The organism is Paenibacillus sp. FSL L8-0158, from assembly GCF_038592965.1.
Classification (GTDB): domain Bacteria; phylum Bacillota; class Bacilli; order Paenibacillales; family Paenibacillaceae; genus Paenibacillus; species Paenibacillus polymyxa_D.
Map to the genome: position 1 here is coordinate 4,853,562 of NZ_CP151949.1, position 17,292 is coordinate 4,870,853.

Annotated in this window: 15 protein-coding genes; 5 read left to right on the plus strand and 10 right to left on the minus strand. The window is 45.2% G+C overall.

Annotated elements, in window-relative coordinates:
• Positions 1-168: 168 nt before the first annotated feature.
• A complete protein-coding gene (locus NSQ68_RS21585) occupies positions 169-1,038 on the minus strand; it encodes a cation diffusion facilitator family transporter (protein WP_307353648.1) in 870 nt (289 codons plus the stop codon).
• Positions 1,039-1,492: 454 nt separating this feature from the next.
• Between NSQ68_RS21585 and NSQ68_RS21590 the strand changes: the two genes are divergently transcribed.
• Entirely contained in the window at positions 1,493-1,678 is a 186-nt protein-coding gene (locus NSQ68_RS21590; protein ID WP_029517162.1) for a hypothetical protein, read from the plus strand.
• A 180-nt stretch (positions 1,679-1,858) separates the two neighbouring features.
• Here NSQ68_RS21590 and NSQ68_RS21595 read toward each other — a convergent pair whose 3' ends face one another.
• The 8 genes from NSQ68_RS21595 to isdC form a co-directional block, all read right to left on the minus strand.
• A complete protein-coding gene (locus tag NSQ68_RS21595; RefSeq protein WP_013311942.1) occupies positions 1,859-3,487 on the minus strand; it encodes an ATP-binding cassette domain-containing protein in 1,629 nt (542 codons plus the stop codon).
• Positions 3,488-3,770: 283 nt separating this feature from the next.
• On the minus strand, positions 3,771-4,550 hold the full coding sequence (locus NSQ68_RS21600; RefSeq protein ID WP_342427134.1) for an ABC transporter ATP-binding protein: 780 nt from the start codon (positions 4,548-4,550) through the stop codon (positions 3,771-3,773).
• Positions 4,540-5,523, minus strand: coding sequence for an iron ABC transporter permease (locus NSQ68_RS21605; protein WP_342427135.1), 984 nt, complete (start codon positions 5,521-5,523; stop codon positions 4,540-4,542). Before NSQ68_RS21605 ends, NSQ68_RS21600 begins: the two co-directional genes overlap by 11 nt.
• 14 nt (positions 5,524-5,537) lie before the next feature.
• Positions 5,538-6,497, minus strand: a complete 960-nt coding sequence (isdE, locus tag NSQ68_RS21610) for a heme ABC transporter substrate-binding protein IsdE (RefSeq protein WP_342427136.1) — start codon at positions 6,495-6,497, stop codon at positions 5,538-5,540.
• A gap of 285 nt (positions 6,498-6,782) precedes the next feature.
• Positions 6,783-10,784 carry an NEAT domain-containing protein gene (locus tag NSQ68_RS21615; RefSeq protein ID WP_342427137.1) on the minus strand — a complete coding sequence of 1,334 codons (4,002 nt, stop codon included), beginning with the start codon at positions 10,782-10,784 and terminating at the stop codon, positions 6,783-6,785.
• 89 nt (positions 10,785-10,873) lie between these two features.
• Complete coding sequence (locus tag NSQ68_RS21620) at positions 10,874-11,371, minus strand: NEAT domain-containing protein (protein ID WP_342427138.1); 498 nt, start codon at positions 11,369-11,371, stop codon at positions 10,874-10,876.
• Between the two features lie 31 nt (positions 11,372-11,402).
• Positions 11,403-11,870 carry an NEAT domain-containing protein gene (locus tag NSQ68_RS21625; RefSeq protein ID WP_029519187.1) on the minus strand — a complete coding sequence of 156 codons (468 nt, stop codon included), beginning with the start codon at positions 11,868-11,870 and terminating at the stop codon, positions 11,403-11,405.
• Between the two features lie 72 nt (positions 11,871-11,942).
• A complete protein-coding gene (gene isdC / locus NSQ68_RS21630; protein ID WP_342427139.1) occupies positions 11,943-12,458 on the minus strand; it encodes a heme uptake protein IsdC in 516 nt (171 codons plus the stop codon).
• A 398-nt stretch (positions 12,459-12,856) separates the two neighbouring features.
• Between isdC and NSQ68_RS21635 the strand changes: the two genes are divergently transcribed.
• From NSQ68_RS21635 to isdG, 4 genes are read left to right on the plus strand one after another with little or no spacing between them, the layout of a single operon-like run.
• Entirely contained in the window at positions 12,857-13,837 is a 981-nt protein-coding gene (locus NSQ68_RS21635; protein ID WP_342427140.1) for an ABC transporter substrate-binding protein, read from the plus strand.
• A 9-nt stretch (positions 13,838-13,846) separates the two neighbouring features.
• On the plus strand, positions 13,847-14,845 hold the full coding sequence (locus tag NSQ68_RS21640; RefSeq protein ID WP_176715747.1) for an iron ABC transporter permease: 999 nt from the start codon (positions 13,847-13,849) through the stop codon (positions 14,843-14,845).
• Positions 14,842-15,633, plus strand: a complete 792-nt coding sequence (locus NSQ68_RS21645) for an ABC transporter ATP-binding protein (RefSeq protein ID WP_342427141.1) — start codon at positions 14,842-14,844, stop codon at positions 15,631-15,633. The genes NSQ68_RS21640 and NSQ68_RS21645 overlap by 4 nt, the downstream gene beginning before the upstream one ends.
• A 1-nt stretch (position 15,634) precedes the next feature.
• On the plus strand, positions 15,635-15,985 hold the full coding sequence (gene isdG, locus NSQ68_RS21650; RefSeq protein ID WP_342427142.1) for a heme oxygenase: 351 nt from the start codon (positions 15,635-15,637) through the stop codon (positions 15,983-15,985).
• Positions 15,986-16,204: 219 nt separating this feature from the next.
• Here the strand turns inward: isdG and NSQ68_RS21655 are convergent, their stop codons facing one another.
• Complete coding sequence (locus tag NSQ68_RS21655) at positions 16,205-17,215, minus strand: MBL fold metallo-hydrolase (protein ID WP_342427143.1); 1,011 nt, start codon at positions 17,213-17,215, stop codon at positions 16,205-16,207.
• Positions 17,216-17,292: the final 77 nt, after the last annotated feature.

The following is a 17,292-nucleotide window of genomic DNA, read 5'->3' on the forward strand; positions in this document are numbered from 1 at the left end:
ACGAATTTGAAGAGCATATCCAATTCCGACGAATATAGCCGGACATGCCTTCATTATAGTAAAAGCAGCAGGAAGAGAGATATAATCCAAACGTCACAAAAGGAAGCGTATACGCCTTTTACATATAGGTCTAAAGTCACTTTTAATACTAACTATTTAATAATTAATCTATAATTTGGGTTCTACATGGACATGGACATGCATCGTATTATGAACCTCTTGTAGGCGTTCCTCAATCCGATCGCTGATCCGATGCCCTTCAATCAGGCTGAGTTGCGGATTCACCTCAATGACCACATCCACCAGTGCATGATTGCCGTGTACACGTGCCTTAACGTCCCGAATCCCCTCTACTCCAGGTATACGAGCAATCGTACTCCGTAAGTCAGACAGTTCTTGCTCATCAAATCCATCGGTCAAGCTGTGTGTGGAATCCTTAAAAATATCCCACGCTGTTTTACAAATGATGAATCCTACCGCGATCGCAGCTACAGTATCTAGCCAGGCTAGCCCGAATTGTGCGCCGATAATGCCAACTGCTGCCCCAACACTGACAAGTGCATCCGATAGATTATCCTTGGCCGCTGCCAGCAAAGCCTTATTGTTAATTTGCCGTGCTAGCCTGTTATTGTACAGGTACACTCCCAGCATAATCACGGCACAAATCACAGCTACACCCGCGGAGGTGATATCCGGTATTTGCTTTCCGCCCTTGAAAATGCTCCCGATCCCATCAATAAGCACCTGCAAACCGACGACAGCCATAATAAAGGACGCCAGCAGCGCCGCGATCGTTTCTGCCCGAAAATGTCCATAGGCATGGTCAGAGTCCGGTGGCTTTTGGGAAATTCTCAGTCCAACCAGTACAGCAACCGACACTACAATATCGGTGACATTATTGAAGCCATCCGCCCGCAATGCGCTAGAAGCAAATATATACCCGCTAATCAGCTTAAAGGCGGACAGCAAGAGATAAGCAGCAATGCTTACCCACGCCCCGCGCTCACCTTTTCGGATTTCATCATAGACATTTACCACAACGTAGGACACTCCTTCAAATATATAGTTCCCAGCAGAACGATCTCACCGGGCCCAAAAATAAAAATAGCAGCATCGCTGCCTTGAACCCTCAACATTAACTTTTCAAACAAGCAGCGTAGCTGCCCTGAAAATAACAATTTACCTTTGGGTAGCTGTTATTTTCAGGATAGCAGACGAACTTTGTGTGGGTCTAGAGAAACAGTCTTTCCGCTCTGCATCGCTGTAGGAACAACGAAAAAGTATTGCCAGGCCCCATTCCTGTAGGTTACACAAAACATTTTTTCCCTCACACAAAAAACAGACGTTTTCTCTTCCACCCCACCCCAGATGCGTGTTATCATTGTTGCCCTTGTCCCTTCTTTTAAAAACGTATAAAATGAGGACACAGCCGCGTTTTTCTTCAATCCAACATGATTGACATGAATCTGGCGGCAACAGGAGGAATTTATTCATGAGCGATGCCAATGAACCACGTAAAGTTAATCTTGCAGATGCCATTCGGGAAAAGCTGGCACAAAAAAAACAGCAGTCCGGCGCTTCACAGCAGGGCGGCTTTCAAGGCGGTTCCACCAAAACACTGAAAAGCCAAAATACGAAGAAGCCGAACAACCAACGCCGTCGTACAGGCGGATCATAAGCCACCTCATACCCTTTAAAGGGTACCAAAGGTCTGGCGAGGTCTGTCTTACCTCACTGCCAGAACCGGTAAGCTATGGGCATGGCACAAAAACGAAAAAGAGGAGTATCCTGCCATCTCAATGGCCTGAAGGAGCTCCTCTTTTGTTTATCTAGTTGTTGAAGTTAGCCGGTTTGGATTTTAGCCGATTTCTACCGGATACATACGTTCACGCAATTTCGCGATTTCTTCATTTTCCAAGTACTCATCATAACTCATCGTACGGTCGATTACGCCGTTTGGTGTAATTTCCACGATGCGGTTTGCGATCGTTTGAATAAACTGGTGGTCATGGGATGTGAACAATATAGTACCGTCAAAATCAATCAGACCATTGTTCAGCGCTGTAATGGACTCCAAATCCAAGTGGTTGGTCGGTTCTTCCAGCAACAGCACATTGGCACCGTTCAGCATCATTTTCGCCAGCATACAACGAACCTTTTCGCCCCCGGACAGTACACTTGCTTTCTTAAGCGCTTCTTCACCAGAGAAAAGCATACGTCCCAAGAAGCCGCGCAGGAACGTTTCGTCCTGATCCTTGGAATATTGACGGAGCCATTCCACAAGATTCATGTCCACACCTTCAAAATAGGTGGAATTATCTTTCGGGAAATAAGCCTGGCTAGTTGTAATCCCCCAAGAAAATTCTCCGCTGTCTGCTTCAATCTCGTTCATCAACACTTGAAAGAGCGTCGATTTAGGCAAACCGTTCGGCCCAACAAACGCGATTTTATCGCCTTTGTTCACAACCAGACTGAACTCATTCAGCACTTGCTCGCCTTCAACGGTTTTACTGAGGCGGTCTACTGTCAAGAGTTGTTTGCCTGCTTCGCGTTCAGGCTTGAAGTTCAGGAAAGGATATTTACGGTTCGATGGACGGATGTCGTCCAGCGTAATTTTATCCAGTTGTTTTTTACGTGAAGTAGCTTGTTTGGATTTGGAAGCATTCGCGGAAAAGCGCTGAATAAAGGCTTGCAGTTCCTTGATCTTCTCTTCCTTTTTCTTGTTGGCATCACGAGTCAAGGCAAGCGCAAGCTGGCTGGACTCATACCAGAAGTCGTAGTTGCCGACGTACATCTGGATTTTGCCAAAATCAATATCCGCAATATGCGTACATACCTTGTTCAGGAAGTGACGATCATGGGATACGACGATGACGGTGCCTTCATAGTCCATCAAGAAATTTTCCAGCCATTGAATGGATTCGAGGTCCAAATGGTTGGTAGGCTCATCAAGCAGCAAATTGTTCGGACGACCAAACAACGCTTGAGCCAGGAGAACACGTACCTTGTCATTACCACTCAGCTCAGACATGTTCTTGTCATGCAGGTCGCGGGGAATACCAAGACCGATCAGCAAGGAAGCTGCATCCGGCTCAGCATCCCAACCGTTCAGCTCCGCAAATTCGCCTTCCAGTTCACCGGCACGCAGACCGTCTGCTTCAGTAAACTCTGTTTTGGCATACAGCGCATCTTTTTCCTTCATGATTTCATACAGACGCGTGTGGCCCATAATAACGGTTTCCAGAACCGGGAATTCATCGTATTCATAATGGTTCTGCTTGAGCACTGCCATCCGTTCGCCCGGTGTCATGTGAACCTCGCCTGAATTGGCTTCGATTTCACCGGAAAGAATTTTCAAAAAGGTGGATTTGCCCGCGCCATTCGCCCCAATCAGGCCGTAGCAGTTCCCAGGAGTAAATTTGATATTTACGTCTTCAAAAAGTGGGCGTTTCCCATAACGAAGCGTTACGCCGCTTGTACTGATCATATAAGCATACCATCCTTATCATTAGTAAAGTGCTAAACACAAAATTACCGACGGCAATAGTATAACACACAAAAGATCGGATTCGAACCGTAGTATAAGCATAACCGTCCCTGAATCTCATCCAATATCTTATAAATAAAATAAAAAATGCTTCTGTCTCCACGGTTGTCACCTGACAAAACACATGGACCAGAACCATTTTCATGTTTTAAATTCGTTGAAATTCTGTGAGGACAAACGCGTTATTCAGTCGCAGCATTGATGTTCCATATGCTTGTAAATGTCAGGAAGCCCCGACTCCTATCGGAATGAGATACATGCCGGCTTCATCATCCTGTTTGATTACGACCTCCACATCATAAACCGCCTGGATCAGTTCAGATGTAACGACCTCTAGAGGTGGGCCGTTCGCTATAATACGCCCTTCCTTCATGGCAATCATTACATCGCTATACCGAATAGCCTGATTGATATCATGCAGCACCATCACGATTGTCAGTCCATGTTTCTGGTTTAACTGCCGAATGAGTTCTAAAATTTCAAGCTGGTAGTACATATCCAAATAGGTGGTCGGCTCATCCAGAAATAAAATTGGCGTCCGCTGTGCCAAGGCCATTGCAATCCATACACGCTGCCGTTCTCCTCCTGAGAGCTGATCCAACGTGCGAGTTCTACGTTCGTTCAGGTTAGTACTGGCTATTGCCCATTCAATCGCCTCTTCATCCTCATCACGCCTCGCTGTGAACATGTTCTTATGCGGCAACCTGCCGAAGCTTACGAGCTTTTCTACAGTCAAGTCGGAAGGTGCCTCGTTCTGCTGATGGACTACCGCCAATTGACGGGCCAGCTCCTTGGGCTTGTAGTGGGCTATCTCTTTGCCGTCCAGAATCACCTGGCCCAAGCGGGGAACAGCATTGTTGGACATCACGCTGAGCAGCGTCGATTTGCCGCACCCGTTGGGACCAATAATGGTCGTAATCCGTCCCGACTCAATAACAGCATTAATAGCATGTAGACGATCTGTTTTTCGATCATATGAGAAGGTTATATCCTTAATGTCCATAGGTGCGATCCGCCTTTCTGATCAGGAATATCAGGAACGGCCCGCCAATGACGGCCATAATAATAGAAGCCGGGATTTCATTGGGAGCAAGCACCGTCCGCCCCAGAGTATCCGCGAGCAGCAGCAGCAAGCCGCCGCATAAGGCGGAAAATGGAATCAACCACTTATGATCCGAGCCAACTAGGTAGCGGGCACAATGCGGAACGAGCAGGCCGATAAAGGCAATCACTCCTGCGATGGCTGTAGCCGTTGCTGCAAGCAGCACTGCAATCACAGAAATCAAAAGTCGTGCGCGCGTTACATTGAATCCCAGATTTTTAGCTGTTTTATCTTGAAGAGACAAGAAATTGCACCAAGAGAACACGAGCATGGCCAAAATTAGTCCAATCCCGCCATAGGCCACAATAACCTCGACATCTACCCATTTTTTCATAGACAAGGTTGAAGTAGTAACCTGGTTAATACTGGTGACCGCATAACTGCCTCGATAGTTAAACGACTGACCTAAACCAGAAAAAATGGCATTCACAGCCACCCCAATCAGAATGAGACGAATCGGATGCAAGCCGGATCTCCATGAAAATCCATAAACCATTAAACAAGCTATTGCACCGCCAATAAATGAAAAGAACGGCATCCAGAAATAAAGCATTGGAAAGACCGTCACCGCAATCAGCGAGATCAATGCTGCTCCCGAAGAAATGCCGATAACTCCGGCATCTGCCAGCGGGTTTTTCATAACAGCTTGCAGCAAGACACCCGCCACTGCAAGTGCTGCACCTGCCATCACGGATACGATAATTCTCGGTAGTCTCAGGTCCTTGACCACATTCACCTGATCATCTGTACCTGTCCACAATCCGGTCACCAACTGACTCAAATCCACCTTGAGACTGCCTGTCATCGCTGAATATAACATGACGCCGACGAGCAAGACCATTACAACAATAAGACTCCAACCTTTTTTGGACATGTCATCAGCTTCCTTTAATTCGAAGGATACAGCATTTTCATCAGCTCATCTAGCGCCGAGTTTGCCGCTAGATTCCCTGTTGTGCCAAACAACGGTTCAGGCAGATCATAGACATGCCCATTTTTCACAGCGTTGAAATGCTTCCAGATATCATTGGTTTTGAACTCTTCATCGAACATTTTCACTACTTCATCCGGCATCCCGTGTGCAGCGCGCAAAATGATATCAGGGTTGGATTGCTGCAAGGCTTCGGTATTGTGGGCAATGAACTCCACCTTCTCGCCCTGAACCACATTTGTTCCGCCTGCAATTTTAACCAGATCCCCAATATAGGAATGCTCGGTAGCCACCAGATAGCTTCCCGGTACTCCCAGCAAAATCAATACTTTAGGGGATTTCTTCCCTTTGATCTTTTGTTGAATCTCAGTTACTTTGGCCTCCAACGCTCCATTAATCTCTTTGGCCTTATCGGCTTTGCCAAACGTGTCTCCCAGCTTTTGAATTTCTTTTTGCATATTCGCGAGACTTTCAAAATTCAAAAATTCGGCATTGATTTTCAAATCTTTAAATTTAGGCTCCAGATCATATTTCAATGTCGTCACTGACAGTACATCCGTCGGCTTCAATGACATCACTCTTTCCATATCAGGACTCATCGGGTTACCCACATCAGGCACATCCTTGTAACGGTCAGGCAGCACTTTCGTGCTTGTCGGCTTACCTGCCAAATCCAGGCCCAGCGCATCCGTGATTTCCGCAATGGCTACCGTAGTCGCCACAATACGAGGAGCTTGAGCTTTACCGTCAGACGACTTTCCGGTTGCATCAGATGTTGACGCTGATTGCGAACCATCGTTCTGATTCTGTCCAGCCTGTGCTCCTCCCGAACATCCGGCCAGCAACAAGATCACGATGCCGATTAACATATACAAACAAAACGATCTTCCTTGAGCCCATGCTATATACCGTTGCATGAAAATCCAGTCACCTCAATTCAAAATATAGAACAGCATTAGGAACCCCAACTTTTCGGGGATCAGGATTTAGCAAAATTCGATTTCAGTCACTCCAAAGTGAAATATATAGACGAACTAGACTGTTTCGATCGATCTACATATTGTTCAGTAGAAGTCGCTTATTGGATTTTTGCAAATTCCTCGGGTATGTAAATGCTGACAAGTCTTGACGCCGAGGCACCAAGACTTGCTCGCATACAAACTTTGCTGTTATTCGTGCTTCATGGATGTCACAACCTGAGGTTACTTCGCTTTCAGGCTTGCTTCATCAAATTGGAACTGAACTGTATACCAGTGATCATACGGTACTCCGCCAAGAACCAAGCCAGGCACAATAACGTGTGTGTAAGCACTGATTTTCTGGGACAAGTCCCCTACCTCGAATTGAACGACACGTGTATCGCCGGATGTCGAGGTCACTTCTACATCTTTCAGGGTACCGTTTTGCTCCACTTGTAGAGTTGGCATCCAAGAACTATTTTTCAAAGTCAATTGGATATAGCGCTTGTCTCCCTTTTCAATCAGTGTGGCTGGCTTGTCGAGATAACCGTCCATAACGGAAGCTTCACTCGTTTTGTCCTTAAATACGTTGTAATTAATCGTGTATTGCTTCTCGGAAGCCATTTGAACCGGTTGCTCAACTACTGGTTTGGTTTCAGCTACAGATGCAGTTGTTTCTGCTGCCTTGTCCGTAGAAGCTACTATCGGTTCAGTAGGGGTTGCGGTTGTAGCTGCATGGACTCCCTCGCCTTTAAGCGATGCACGGTCAAATTGAATCTGTCCGCCGAATTTCTCATTTAGAATGTATTTCTCAGGCAGATATACCTGTGTGTACACACTTAACTTCTTATCCAGATCAGGTACTTCGAACGCAATCGTGTGCGTGTCACCTTTGGTGTCCGAACCCATAATCATCGGATTGGCATAACGGCCTTCAAAATCCGTTTGGAATAGCTTCAAAGCCTGGTTGTCCGTAACGGTTACATGAGCCTGAACCTTACCATTTTTCACAATCAACTTCGCTAGACTCTGTACAAAAGGAGACACTAGAGAATCCTTATCCGTTCCGTTCGCCAGCACACGGAAGTTCGCAGTGTACTCTCCATCGGCTAAGTTATTTTTCCCCTGTTCTACTTTTTCTGCTTTGGTTTCGTTGTGATAAGATACATTACTGGTATCGAATTTAAATTCAAAATCATATATCTTTTCTACTCGATCCTCTGCCTTGAAAACCATCGGAGCGCTACTTGCCACTTTAGGAGCTTCGTAGACAACCAGTTGGCCTTTTACATTGTTCTTAAAGTCATTTACGCTAAAACGAACGTGCTTCGTATTGCTTGCTGCATCTTCCTGGGTCACTTCTGCGTCTTGGTAGTCCCCGCTTGCGTTGTCCCAAATGCGCAGCGCCTTTACTTCATTGCTGTTTTGCAGCTTCAGACCTACAAACCGTTTGTCGCCTTCCACGACCAATTGCGCCGGTTCGTCAGTGATAAAGCGTTGAGCCTGTGAATCCGCTGCTGTTGAGCCATCTGACAAAACAATACTGAATTTCAAAGCATATTTACCATTGGCAAGCTTGTCAAAATCCAGTTTAACCATAGGATCAGCCGCCCCTGAAGAGGTAGGCTCAACAAAGCTTCGAATGGTAGCAGGCTCGAATTGGAACTGCACATCATATACGTGATCGTATGGGATGCCGCTCAAATCCAATCCAGGTACGATGACATGCGTGTTCACTGTCACTTTATCCGACAGATTTGGTACTTCAAATTGTACTGTTCTTGTATTTGCGGAGCTCGATTGATCGACAACCTGAGCCTCTGCACCATTTACTTTGAACGTTTTGATCCAGCTGCTCTTGTCCATTTTGATCTGAATGATATTTTTACCAGACTGTTTTAACAGTGTGGCTGGCTTTTGCATATATCCATCCATCACAGATATTTCATTGCTTCCGTTTTTGAGCACGGAGAAATCAATGCTGTATCTGCCATTTTCAACTGGAGTTGTGGTTCCGTTATCCGGTCCTTTAGCTGTAATGCTGCTGCGGTCAAATTGCAGACGAAGCTTATGATCCATCTCATAAACCCCACCTGGATAGGTCGTGCTCACATGTACCTGTGCATTCAGAATAGCGTCCAAATCCGCCACTTTGAATTTCACAACACGTGTATTCGCATTCTTGTCCTCACTTACGATATCTGCATCTGTCAACGTTCCATTTTGCTCCGTTTTGAACTCCGTCACGGTGGTGCTGTCTTTGATCGTGAAAGAAGCTTCATACTTCCCTTTTGATACCGTCAGTGTGGCCGGAGACAATAAATATTGCGCCATGGCCGATTTTTGATCTTTGGTTGCGTGCAGCGCATCGAAATTGATTGAATACGTTCCATCAGCTAAATTCTTTCCGGGCGTGCCTGGTGTGCCTGGCGTTCCAGGATCAACCGGAGATGTTGCCGCTCCTAATTGAAGATCGACATCATAGGTTTCTACATAGTTCAGCTCAGGCCAGTTGATGCTTACCCATGCATTCAGTTTGGCAGGCACTTCTTTAACCTCAAATTCAATTACACGTGTATTCGCCGTTTGATTTTCGCTTACTACGGCCGTATTGGTCAATACTCCGTTTTGTTCTACTTTAAAGCCGTCAATCTGTTTGCTCTTTTTCAAAGTAAACTGTACATATTTCTTGCCCTTACGTTCAACCAGGGTACCCGGTTTTTCTGTATATCCATCCATCATGGACTTTTCACTTGAACCGTCTTTTAACAGCGTAAAGTCTAGATTTGACGTTACTGGAGTTGAACCGTTGTCCGTTCCTGGCTGGTCAAATTTAAGGCGGATTTTGTGGTCTGCACTATACGTACCCATGAGAATATGGACTTGTGCGTTCAAAACTGTATCCAGATTCGCTACCTTGAATTTCACCACACGGGTATTGGCTGTTTTGTCCTCACTTACAATATCCGCATCCGTCAACGTTCCATTTTGTTCTGTTTTGAATTCCGTTACTGTAGTGCTGTCTTTAATGGTGAAGGAAACTTCTTTTTGCCCCTTCAATACCGTCAAAGTCCCTGGAGACACCAGATATTGCGCCATTCTCGATGCTTGATCTTTTGTTGCATCCAGCACATTAAAGTTAATAGAGTACGTTCCATCTGCCAAGGTCGGTGGTGCACTAGGGTCAGGTGTAATACTTGTGTCAAACTTGATTTGAACATGATACCAATGATCGTATGGTACTCCTCCCAGTTCCAAACCAGGCACAATCACATGAGTGTAAGCATTCAATTTATTGGATAAGTTGCTTACTTCAAACTCAACCGTACGCTGATTAGCGTCACTAACCTCTGAAATAGTTGCTGCTTCTACAAATTTACCGTTTTGCTCTGTTTGAAATGAAGGAATCCAGCTACTGTTATTAAACGTCAGTTGAATATACCATTTATCTCCTTTTTGAACGAGCTTTGCAGGCTTTGAGGCGTAACCGTCCATTACAGAAACTTCTTCTGATTTGTCCTTCAGTATTGTGAAATTAAGGACACCCGGTTTCAAGGGAACTTCCGGCTCAGGTGAAGGGCTAGGGGGAGTTACGGGCCCCTCTTTTACAGCTATAGTTGATGGATCAAATTCAATCCAGTTTTGTCTGAGTCTATTATTTAAATTGTAATTCACATCAATTTTCTGTTCCAAATTATACACATCAAATGTTACTGTTCGTGGTTCATACGTCTTTTCCCCTTTTACTAAATCTGAAATATGGGCAGGAACGGTTTCTCCGTTTTGTCTAAATTCGATATCTGTAAAGGGAGTATTAGGATTGTCGAGAATTAAAGAAACATGATAAGTAGCCTGCCCTACAGTGGAACTCTGTTCAACCGTCAACGTAGCTGGCTTTAGGAACATATCATTATAAGGGGAAGTCACTACCCCTGACACCTTGCTTTCACTTTTAACAACGTAGCTAATAGAATATTCATTAGTATCCTTCACAGTGCTGGAACTCTGTGAGTCTGCGGCCGCTACTGTGTACGCACTTGCCACATCTACTGTTGGAACCACTTCTTCTGGACTTGGCTCTACCGGATATACATCTTGAGTCACAGAGGACTCGGATACACCAGATTCAATTGATGGGCTTGTCTCATCAGAAGCAGATACGGTCGGAGCGAATGGGAAAACAACTGAGAGCAGCATAACAATAGCCGCAAACGTCATTAAGTATTTTTTTAATTGCCTTTTCAAGTGTATTAATCCCCCTACTTAAAATATACTCATTTGGAGCTCAATAGAATTCCAAATGAGTATAAGATCAATGTATAATTACTCCACTATTAAATGGAATCTTCGTCAAATAAAAATTGAACAGTGTAATCGTGATCATATGGAATGCCGCCAGTGTATTCTTTAGGCACACTTACATGCAACTTAACATTCAATTTTTGGGAAAAACTACTTAAAGGGAACTCTACTATTCTTGTATCACCTGAGGTACTTACCACAGTCGCATTCACATACTGGCCGTTTTGTTGCGTTTTGAATTCAGTAACCCAAGCACTTTTAGTAATAGCTACTCTAACTTTGTATTGACCATTATTAGCGATCAACGTAGCAGGTTTGGCGACATAACCGTTCGAGTCCATGTAGGAGGTTTCATTGGTACCATCTTTGTACACTGTATAATCAATGTCGTACGTTCCATTAGGCAAAGCCGCATTTGCTTTATTGGAAGAAAATGGAGCTAGTACCACAAAAACAAGCGCTGCCATCAGTACAGTAAGCATTACTTTTTTCAAAGACAATTTTTCCATACGATTCATAATCATGTTCATGTTCTTAATCTCCTTTACGTTTTACTTTGGATTAGATTTCGTCGAATTGCAGTTGTACATCATACTTGCCTGTGTAGCCGATTACTGGAATTGTGATTTCAGCGTAAGCATTCACTTTTGCATTCAGATCAGCAACCTCGAATTCCACTACACGAGTGTTGCTAGCAGTATCTGTGCTCACTACAGTCGCATCTTGCAGTACGCCATTTTGCTCTACTTTGAACGTTGTAATCAGATTGCTGCTTTTCACAGTCAGACGAACGACATTTTTGCCGTTAGCTACCGTAACCTGAGCAGGCTTCGTCAGGTAGCTATCCAATCGAGAAGTCTCATTGGTTTGATCCTTCAGAACGGTGTAGTCTACGTTGTACGTGCCGTCGGCTGCTGCCGCTTTAGCTGAGAATGGAGCAACAAGTGCAAAAACAAGCGCTGTCATGATCAATGCTACGAATACCTTCTTAAAAGAAAATTGCTCAAAGCGATTCATTACCATATTCATATCTACACACACTCCTCCATTTTTTATGCTTGAATTTGTGTTGATTTTATGAACGATAGAGATGGCTTGAATTTACTTCTTGGAAGATTTAGTTGATTTTGCTGACTGGACGGCTGCTACCTTTTTGACACTTTTGGAATCAAAAGCGAAGCGGATCGTATAGTCATGATCGTAGTTATACGTAGGGACAGTAACATGGATTTTAGAGATTAGCGGGCTGTTCACACTCGTAATTGGAAATTGTACGGTGCGGGTATCGGTTTTGGCATCCTTATGGATGACCTTGGTATCGATGATTTTGCCTTTGTAATCTACTTTAAACCCAGTTGTCCATTCGCTATGATTCAGTTTAATTTGCATGGTCATTTGACCTTTTTTCACATACAACTTAGCTGGTTTTTCAAAATAATCATTAGCCATGGACACCGAATCATTTTCTGCCTTGAGGATATTGTATTTGAGCGTGTATGTACCATCCGCCAATTTTGGAGAAGCCGCAGCGGCTCCTACAGATGACGAAGTTGGCCAAAAGCTCAGCACACTCACCAGCAGAAACACAGCAATAATTGCAGAATACCCCTTCTTCATTTTGACAGCAGTCCCTCCCCACGAGAATAAACTAATTGATTATCATTCTCAATTGATAATTTAAAAAAAATAGCTCTTTTCGAGCTTGTCTCCCCACCTCTCTATTCCATAATTTCGCAAAATAAAGTAAACCCATCACCAATATATCTTACACTTTTCGAAAATGTCAATATGTATTTGCGTGTACGTAATCCCTTGATATATGCTATTTTTTAAGAAAAATTTGTAGTTCCTTCTTCTTTAATTCGAATATATCCCTTTTATTTTTAGTTCAAAATTTATTTAAAAATTTTCTTTTTTCAATTGACATTCCCCAGTGATATTCATTATCATTCTCTTATACATAATTGAAAATGATTATCATTATTGTTTAACTCGAAAATTGCAGGAGGAATAACATGAAATCTTATATGTTGTGGTCGTCCGCAGTGCTTTTATTGGCAGTTACCGGATGTAGTAATGGTGCCTCGACCGCAGATCATAAACCAACCAGTGCCTCCGTATCTGCCACTTCTGGCACGACAAGCAGTACAGCCATCCAAGTTACTGATTTTTCAAAACGGACGTTGGCGTTTCAAAAGGTTCCTCAACATATCGTTGCGCTCAGCAATGGCGATCTGGATATCATATACGCATTGGGTGGAAGTGCCGTGGGCAGGCCCAACTCCAATGGACCTTCCGTCGTACCTGCTGCTAAGAACGTCCAGCAAATAGGCTCCACTCATGAAGTAGATTTGGAGAAAATTACGATGCTCAAACCGGATGTCGTGCTAGGCAATTATCCTATGAATGAAAAAGACATTCCAGCCATTGAAGGAGTCGGTTCACAGCTGCTGCTGACAGGAGCCAATTCAGTTCACGATATTCAGTCGCAAATTACGCTGTTCGGGCAATTACTGCAAAAGCAGGCTCAGGCCGTGAAGCTGAACCAGCAAATTGACCAACAAGTAACCAAGCTGCAAAAGGAAACCGCTTCTACCTCCAAACCGAAGGTGTTGCTCGTCTATGGAGCCCCGGCCACGTACATGGCGGCACTGCCGAATTCACTGAGTGGAAACATTCTGGAAGCTGCGGGTGGCTCCAACATCGCCGCTGATTTTCCGGGCCTGCAAAATTTCCCCCAATATGCGCAGCTGAACACAGAACGCATCATACAGGCTGACCCTGACTACATCTTCATCATGACTCATGGCAATACGGAAGATGTTAAAGCTGCATTTATAAAAGAAATGCAGGAAAATGCAGCTTGGAACGGAATCCGAGCAGTCAAAAACAATCAGGTCGAGGTTTTACCTTCAGATCTGTTCGGTACAAATCCGGGCACACGTGTCACTAAAGCGCTGGATTTGATGCATCAAAAGCTGTATCCGGCGAAATAGGCGATGGCGATGAACAAACTACAGCGCGCCAGAAGACGCACCATCGCCTGGATTACCCTTCCGATTCTACTGCTGGCCGTCTCTGTGTACGGTCTGGCCTACGGTTCGGTGTCAATTCCACTTCAAGAAATCAATCATGTTTTGCTACATAATGATGAATCTACATATCGCACGATCCTGATGGATCTCCGGCTACCCAGAGTATTAGTAGGTTTACTGGTAGGAGCTTGTCTTGCAGCTTCCGGAGCACTTCTTCAAGGTGTCATGAAAAATCCATTGGCTGACCCTGGCATTATTGGTGTATCGGCTGGAGGTGGACTTGCCGCCGTCATTACGATGGTGATGCTTCCACAGCTCAGCTACCTTCTTCCGATAACGGCCTTTTTGGGGGCCTTTCTGAGCGCAATCGTCATTTATCTGCTGGCTTGGGACCGAGGGGCGTCGCCTGTCAAAATTGTGCTGGCTGGTGTTGCAATCAACGCGCTGCTAGGCGCACTTACCAACGGCGTAATGGTCATGTTCAGCGACCGCGTACAGGCCGTTCTTCCTTGGTTATCCGGCGGATTAAACGGAAGAAGCTGGCATCATCTGGAGTTCATGGCGCCTTACGCCATCATTGGTTTAATCGCCTCTTTCTTTGCGATTAAACCTGCTAATTTATTGCTATTGGGCGACGATTCAGCACAGCTGCTGGGCCAGCGAGTAGAGCTTCAACGTATGCTCATTATCCTGCTTTCTGCCCTGCTTGCCGGTACAGCAGTCAGTGTAGCCGGGTTGATTGGCTTTGTAGGACTGGTTGTTCCCCATGTCATACGGCTGCTAATCGGGGAAGATTATCGTTTCCTCCTTCCCCTTTCCATTGTGGGCGGTGGAACGCTGGTTGTTCTCGCAGATACGGTGGCACGATCCTGGTTTGACCCGATTGAACTGCCTGTAGGTATTTTGCTGGCCGTCATTGGGGCACCGTTCTTCTTAATCTTACTCAAGAAACGGGGGAATTTCGGATGACAGCCATTCAGGGTGAGCATATCTCCTTACAACGTGGGTATTTCAAGCTGGTCGATGTGAATATCAGCTTGCCTGCTGGTCAGCTCACCGCGATCGTCGGGCCGAACGGTTCAGGCAAATCCACGCTTTTGCGGATTATGACCCGGCTACTCAAGCAGGATCGGGGTCAGGTCTCCGTACTGGGCAAGCCCGTGCAGGAATACAAGCGGCGTGATTTTGCCCAGACAATTACAATGCTACCGCAAATGAAGGATATGCTGCCGCTATTGACGGTCCGCGAGCTGGTCGCTTACGGAAGATCTCCTCATACGAAGGGCTTGAGGGTACGCCATACCGGACAGGACCAGCAAATCGTGGACCATGTCATGAAGATCACGGGCATCCAGCCCTATGCAGATCGGATGTTCCATACTCTATCGGGAGGTGAACAACAAAAAGCGCGAATTGCAATGGCCTTGGCCCAACAAACGGGTATTCTTTTGCTCGATGAACCAACCACTTTTCTGGATATCGCCCACCAATTTGAAGTTATGGATATGCTGCGGCGTATCAATCACGAGTCCGGCTTGACGATTGTTATGGTACTGCATGATTTGCAGCAAGCTGCGGCCTATTGTCATCATATGATTGCGCTTAAAAAGGGACGAATCGCCGTTGCCGGCCAACCCCGTGAGATTTTGACGTCTGCTTTTCTTCGCGACATTTATGAAATGAACGCTACCATCAAATTTGAGGATGGCTATCCGGTTATTATACCGACCATACCACATCATTCAGGAGGAATTTAATATGGTTATCGTTACAAATACATCTAAAATCACACCGGGCAATGCACATCTACTCATCGAAAGATTTAACAAAGAAGGAAAAGTTGAAAAAATGGAAGGCTTTCTCGGTCTGGAAGTGCTGCTGACTGAAAACACGGAGGATTATGAGGAAGTAACGATCAGTACACGCTGGAAAGAAAAAGAGAACTTCCAAGGCTGGACGAAAAGCGAAGCTTTCCGCGAATCCCATAGCCATCGTCAAATTCCGGACTATATTATTGAAAATAAAATCACGTTCTATGAAGTTAAAATCGTTCGTCATCCCATCGCCAGCAGCGATTCCTCTTTGGCGAGTGATACGGAAGCAGTTTAATTCTGCATTATAGCTAAAAACCAAAAAAAGCAGCTCGGCAGGCAAAATTATTTGTCCGCCGAGCCGCTTTTTTTATCAGGATTTTGCAAAATTCGATTCCAGTCGCTCCGAAGTACAAGATATAGACGAACTAAACCATTTCGATCTATATCTTATTCATTGGAAGTCGCTTATTGGATTTTTGCAAAATCCTCTTATATAAGGATTATGTCGAATTCCTCAGATTGTAGTTGAGCAGCGACGTCCAATTTTCAACGTCTCTCCGTGCCCAAGAACATGAATGCGTTCCTTCGCAATACCCATACGCTCACGCTCCGCTTCGAGACGATCCAGCGCCTCTCTTGGCGTATCATCCGCCAGCTTGAAGGCTCCGTAGTGCATCGGAATCATCTGATCTGCGCCGCAATCTACAAACCCTTGCAATGCCTCCTCCGGTGTCACGTGCTGCGAGGTCATGAACCATTCCGGTTCATACGCGCCAATCGGCATAAAGGTCAGATCAATGGCAAATCGCTCGCCAATCTCTTTAAACCCACGAAAATATCCGGTGTCTCCCACAAAATACAACGTTGGTGCATCCTCTGAGTCTGCACTAGAATGAGGATTGGATTCCATGACGGACGTGGCAGAGCCAATCACCTGCTGTTCACTTTGCAGAACGTATCCACCCCAATGTGAAGTATTGGTATCAAACGGCGTGCGTCGTGTCCAATGCTGGGCTGGAACAAACGTAAATCGTACCCCTCCTACCGTAAAATGCTCCCACCATTGCAGCTCATGACAGTTTCGAAAACCTTTGCGGATCATTTTCGCCTTCAACCCCGAGGGTACAAGCATCAACGTATCTGCACGATATAATTTCCGCAACGATTCTAAATGTAAATGATCATAATGTGAATGAGACAGCAGAATGATGTCCAGTGGTGGTACATCCTGAATACGAATGCCGGGCGGAGCCAACCTTTTATCAAAAGCCATACGCTCTGCCCATACCGGATCGGTGACGATATTCAGCCCAAGATACTGGATGAAAAAGGTGGAATGTCCCACCCAGGTCGCTGTCGCCATCTCCCGATTGCTATGCAGGAACTCCAACTCCGGGGGATGGTTTGGCACAACAAACGTATAATCCTTTATTTTGCTGCGTCGCTCTTGCCGCCATTGTCTGAATTGCTTGATTGTTTTATCGGTATTTACATGATCCATATTGTTAAAACGCACTTTGGGCATGATGCAGCTCCCTCCCTGATGAACCCGTTCTCCAAAAAACACAGCGGTTCAATTTAACTACATATTGTCACTCGAGT